Raw genomic sequence first — 1,537 nt, 5'->3', positions numbered from 1 at the left:
GGTCAGCTTCCCGTCGATCACGTCGAAGCCGCCCACGCCGATGCGGTGGGGGCGCAGCGAGGAGCGCCCGTCGGACTCCTGGCGGATCGCGAAGGATTCGACGACGCCGCCCTTTTCGACGATCTCGGGGGAGAGGACGTTGGCGCCCGCCTCCTGGAGCCACACCTTCGTCCAGCGCGAGAGGTCGCGGCCCGACGTCACCTCCAACTCGGCCAAAAGGTCGGCCAGCGTGGCGTTGCCCCACGCGTACTTGGCGATGTAGGAGCGCACCCCGGCGAGGAACTCCTCCAGCCCCACCCACGCCACGAGCTGCTTGAGCACGGAGGCGCCCTTGCCGTAGGTGATCTGATCGAAGTTGACCAGCACGTCCTCGATGTCGCGGATGTCGGCTGCCACAGGGTGGGTGGAGGGGAGGAGGTCCTGCTGGATCGCCCCCGATTTCTCCGAGGCCAGGAAGGTCACCCAGGCGTCCTTCCACCGCGTGTTCTTCACCGCGGCCAGGTGGCTCATGAACTCGGCGAACGACTCGTTGAGCCACAGATCGTCCCACCACTTCATCGTCACCAGGTCGCCGAACCACATGTGCGCCTGCTCGTGGAGGATTGTGATGACCCGGCGGTCGATGAGCGCGCCGGTCGGCTTCGTGCGGAAGATGTAGGACTCGACCAACGTCACGTTGCCGGGATGCTCCATCGCGCCCGCGTTGTACTCCGGGCAGAAGATCTGGTCGTACTTGCGGAACGGGTAGGGGAACCCGTAGTTGGCCTCGTAGAATTCGAAGCCCTGCTTTGTCACCTCGTAGATCTCATCGGCGTCGACATACTCGATGAGCGACTTGCGCGCCCAAATGCCGAGCGGGATCTCGCGACCGTCGACGGAGCGGTAGACGTCGCCCTTCGCGCTCGCGTAAGGGCCGGCGATGATGGACACGAGGTAGGTGGACATGCGCTCGGTGGGCGTGAACTGCCACGTGAGGATGCCCTCGCGGGAGGGAACCGGCTCGGGTGACGGGGAATTCGACAGGACGGTCCAGGAATCGGGCGCGTCGATCGTCAAGGAGAAATCCGCCTTGAGGTCGGGCTGCTCGAAGCAGGCGAAGACGCGCCTGGCGTCGGCCACCTCGAATTGCGAGTAGAGGTAAACCTCGCCGTCGGCCGGATCGACATAGCGGTGCAGGCCCTCGCCGGTGCGCGAGTAGTTCATCGTCGCCTCTATGCGAACGGTGTTGTTCGGCGCGAGGTCTTCGAGTGGGAAGCGGGAGTCGGCGAAGGCGTCGACGTCGAGCACGTTGCCGTTGAGAACTGCCTTGTTCACCGATTCGGCCATGATGTCGAGGAAGGTCGAAGCCCCCGCTTCCGCAGTGAAGTCGATCTCTGTGATGGAGACGAAGGTCGTTTCGGACCCCGTCGCCAAATCAAGGTAGATGCGATACGAGTCGGTCTGAATCTGGCTAGAGCGCCTTGCCGCTTCGTCACGGGTGAGGTTGGTCCCTGGCATGAATGTCCTTTCGAATGGTCGGTCTGATCGAATGGTCGGT

The 1,537-nt window shown here is 63.8% G+C and carries 1 protein-coding gene; it reads right to left on the bottom strand.

The genetic code is table 11. The features are described 5' to 3' along the window. Positions 1-1,497, bottom strand: a 1,497-nt coding sequence (gene pepN, locus ACO48X_RS02660; protein ID WP_485000277.1) for an aminopeptidase N, incomplete at its 3' end; no start/stop codon positions are given. Positions 1,498-1,537: the final 40 nt, after the last annotated feature.

This window comes from Peptidiphaga sp. (assembly GCF_057238965.1).
Note: the sequence above shows the minus strand (reverse complement) of the source record. Positions and strands in the feature narration are given on the sequence as shown.